The 3734-nt window shown below is 44.2% G+C and carries 4 protein-coding genes; 1 reads left to right on the top strand and 3 read right to left on the bottom strand.

From position 1 onward, the window contains the following. The coding region (locus ACJ751_RS02395; RefSeq protein WP_407743778.1) for a penicillin-binding protein 1C at positions 1–1571 on the top strand (1571 nt) is incomplete at its 5' end. Between the two features lie 45 nt (positions 1572–1616). Here the strand turns inward: ACJ751_RS02395 and ACJ751_RS02400 are convergent. The 3 genes from ACJ751_RS02400 to ACJ751_RS02410 form a co-directional block, all read right to left on the bottom strand. Then, positions 1617–2336 carry a head GIN domain-containing protein gene (locus ACJ751_RS02400; RefSeq protein WP_407743779.1) on the bottom strand — a complete coding sequence of 240 codons (720 nt, stop codon included), beginning with the start codon at positions 2334–2336 and terminating at the stop codon, positions 1617–1619. 27 nt (positions 2337–2363) lie between these two features. Continuing rightward, a complete protein-coding gene (locus ACJ751_RS02405) occupies positions 2364–3083 on the bottom strand; it encodes a head GIN domain-containing protein (RefSeq protein WP_407743780.1) in 720 nt (239 codons plus the stop codon). Positions 3084–3092: 9 nt separating this feature from the next. After that, the coding region (locus ACJ751_RS02410) for an ATP-binding protein (RefSeq protein ID WP_407743781.1) at positions 3093–3734 on the bottom strand (642 nt) is incomplete at its 5' end.

Below are 3734 nucleotides of genomic sequence, written 5' to 3' on the forward strand. Positions count from 1 at the left end.
CCGTTCCCCGGTTGATCCCACACATGGCCTGGAAACTAAAACAACAGGGCGGCGATATTATCAAAACCAATATTGAACTGAATACCCAGTTAAAGACCGAGAAACTGGTAGCAGATTATGCCCGCATTCTCACCCTTAAAAACATCCGTAATGCGGCGGTGATCATCATCGATAACCAAACTCACCATGTGATCACATATGTAGGGTCGGCCAATTTCACGGATACCATCGATGCCGGACAGGTGAACGGTGCCCACGCCATCCGCCAGCCCGGTAGCACCCTGAAACCTTTGTTATACGGCCTTTGTATTGACGAAGGGTTGATGACCCCCAAGGCCATCATCACCGATGTGGCCGTAAACTATGGCGGTTATGCGCCTGAGAACTACGACAAACAATTCAACGGATATGTAACCATGGAGTATGCGCTGGAACATTCCCTGAACATACCGGCAGTAAAAAGTCTGCAAGGGCTGGGCAAAGACAAGTTTATTGACAAACTGGGCGCCTGTAATTTTAACCAGATCAAAAAAGACCAGCGCAAACTTGGTCTTTCCCTGATCCTGGGCGGTTGTGGCGCTACGCTGGAAGAGTTGACGGGGATGTACACCATCTTCGCCAACGAAGGGCGATATATAGCGCCAGATTATACCCAGGATGCATTTCATCAACCTGGTCAGGGCGAAAAGATCTTAACCCCTGCCGCTACGTTTATGATCAATGAGATCCTGTCGAAAGTAAACCGCCCCGACTTTCCGCTTAACTGGCAAAGCACCGAGCACATGCCCAAGATAGCCTGGAAAACCGGCACCTCTTATGGCCGCCGCGACGCCTGGAGTATCGGTTATAATAAAAAATATACTGTGGGTATCTGGACGGGCAACTTCTCTGCACTGGGCATTCCTGAATTAAGCGGCGCCAATATTGCTACGCCCCTGCTTTTTAAGATCTTCAACACCATCGACTACGACAGCGACCAGGAATGGTTTACCCAACCAAAAGATTGCGACATTCGCATGGTATGTTCAGAAACCGGTTTGCCACCCGGTGAACATTGCGAGAACACGGTAACCGATTATTTTATTCCGCTCATTTCATCGACCCAGCTTTGCAGCAACATGCAGGAGGTGGCCATATCGGCCGATGAAAAGATCTCATATTGCAAAACCTGTCAGCCGGCCAGTGGGTATAAAAAGAAATGGTACAGAACGGTGACTCCCGATATGCAACGTTATTTTGAAGAACGGCATATTGTCTATGAAAAAATGCCGCCTCATAATCCCAACTGTGAGCGGGTGTTCAAAGATGGCGGCCCTGCTATTACTTCCCCCCGAAGCGGATCGGAATATTATATCAGCAAAAAACACCCCGAACCATTACAATTATCCTGTAATGTAGGCAACGATGTGCACAAGGTGTACTGGTACATCAATAACCAGTTTTATAAATCAGATGAAGCGCACAACCGCCAGTTCTTTATGCCTGAAGAAGGACCGGTGAAAATTTCCTGTACTGATGATAAGGGAAGAAATAGAGATATATGGATAAGAGTGAAGTATGTAGACTTATAAAGAAACATGTTGACGAGTTAACAAATTAACTCGTCAACTTATCAACTAATCAACTTTTTTTACACTTCCGCTCCCAGAGATATTTGTGCTTGTTTGTGCACCTCCTTTATACTTCACATCACCACTGCCGGAAACATTGGCTTTCAGTTTTACACTGGAATACACCTGTACATTACCGCTGCCCGAAACATTCAGATCAGATTCCTCAGCCATTAAATTGAAGGCTTTTATATTGCCGGAACCACTTACATCCCCACTAATTTTCTTCGTTTCACCAGACAGTTCAACACCACCGCTGCCGGAAACACTGGCAGTAATTTCAGGCGCATCTACCTCAATTTTAATATCGCCGCTTCCTGAGGCGCCAAGCTTCAGTTTATTATCGCTGGTGATCTTTGTTTCTGATTTTATATTTCCCGAACCGTGTGATTTAATGGTATTGAACACAGGAGAAGTAACGTATACGCTTACATGCCTGCGCGGCTGCAGCCAGATGTTATCTTCTGTTTCAATATTCAGCACATCGTTTTCGATATGCAGATCAATATGCGGAAGGATATTTTCCTCCGCTTCTATTTTTACCCCGGCCGGGCTGCCCTGAATCAGGTACACGTCAAATGAGGAATGCAGCTCAACGCCTTTAATATCGCCAAACTGTTTAGTCTCCGTTGTCAGCTGGCCATTTCCCTTTACCCGGTGACCATGAAAGAAACAGGAGTTTAATCCAACAAGCGCTATCAATAAAACAAGGGATATCTTTTTCATAAAAAGGGTGGTTAGTGGTTGTGAAAATTATTTCACCTGGGTAATACTGCCATTACCGGTGATGTGGGTGGAGGGTTGGGCGTTTCCTTTATAGTGCAGATTGCCATTGCCGGTAACAGTCACATCCAGTTTTACACTGGCATACACTTCAGCATCGCCATTGCCCAGTATTTTCACTTTGGTTTCTTCCGACATCAGGTCGTATGCTTTTAAATTACCATTGCCGGTGAGTTTACATTCAAAACTTTTTGACTGGCCTTTTAATTCAATGCCGCCGTTACCGGTTAATTCAGCCACCACTTCAGGCGCATCCACATCCAGGTTAACATGACCATTGCCGGCTACCTTCAGATCAAGTTTGGAAGAATCGGTAATTTTGGTTTGACCAACGATATCACCAGATCCGTAGGAATGTATTTCTTTGAATTGGGGAGCGGTTACATAAACTTTTATTGACCGGTGCGGACGCAGCCATACTTCATCTTTGGTATCGATCTGTAGATTGTTATTTTCAAGGTAAGTTTCAATATATGGCAACAGGTTGCTTTCTGCTTCAATTTTTACAGAAGCCGGACTGCCAACAGCCACATATACATCAAAAGATCCATGCGATGTAACGCCGGTAAAGCCACTTACCTGCCGGTTCTCGGTGGTTACCTGTCCATTTCCCTTAATACTTTTGCCGGGAAAGTGGCAACTGGTTCCAATAATAGCTGTCAATACAAACAGGGCAGCCCATTTTTTCATATATGTAGGTTAAGTTTGAATAGGTATTACAATATACCCGGTTTTTACAGCATTTGACGCGCGGGGAGTAAAAATGTTACAGGAGAAGGTGTCCGTAGTAGACAATTCAGTTGCAATATCAGCAACATCTATAAATTGATGGATCGCCAAATGGCGTAATATGGCTATTACTCTACTACCGCGTTTGTCATTGAGGTCAAATTCAGACATCATATCTTTTAAAAGATCATATCGCAAAAATGTAACCGTAAAAAAGGAAGAGAATTCAAAGGTTGGTTCAGGCAAACCAACCCCTTTCATTCCATCCCGCATTCGCTGAATGCCAGTTCCAGCCTTTTCAATATACTTGCATCGATGTAATAACCCTGCTATTAAGGGATTTCTGGTAAAACTATGCTTACCAAAATTCTCAGGCCTTAACCCTTTGGAAAGTCCGCCGGGATTTGAAATTTCTACCCTGTTATCAAAAATTTCCACCACCACATTGGCACCACGCTCAAAATAATCCCTGTGAGCTACAGCATTGATAAGACCTTCACGCAATACTTCTTTAGGAATTTCGAGAATATCAGTTCTTCTTATGTCTTTGATGTGATAAGAAAGGTTTAAATGTCTTTCCAGAAAAGCCATCGCCTGATCTATATTAGAAAG

Source organism: Niastella sp. (assembly GCF_045805085.1).
GTDB lineage: Bacteria > Bacteroidota > Bacteroidia > Chitinophagales > Chitinophagaceae > Niastella.

Coding starts and splice junctions, on each gene's coding strand:
- ACJ751_RS02400 (WP_407743779.1), bottom strand. CDS start 2,336: ATGAAAAAGATATCCCTTGTTTTATTGATAGCGCTTGTTGGATTAAAC.
- ACJ751_RS02405 (WP_407743780.1), bottom strand. CDS start 3,083: ATGAAAAAATGGGCTGCCCTGTTTGTATTGACAGCTATTATTGGAACC.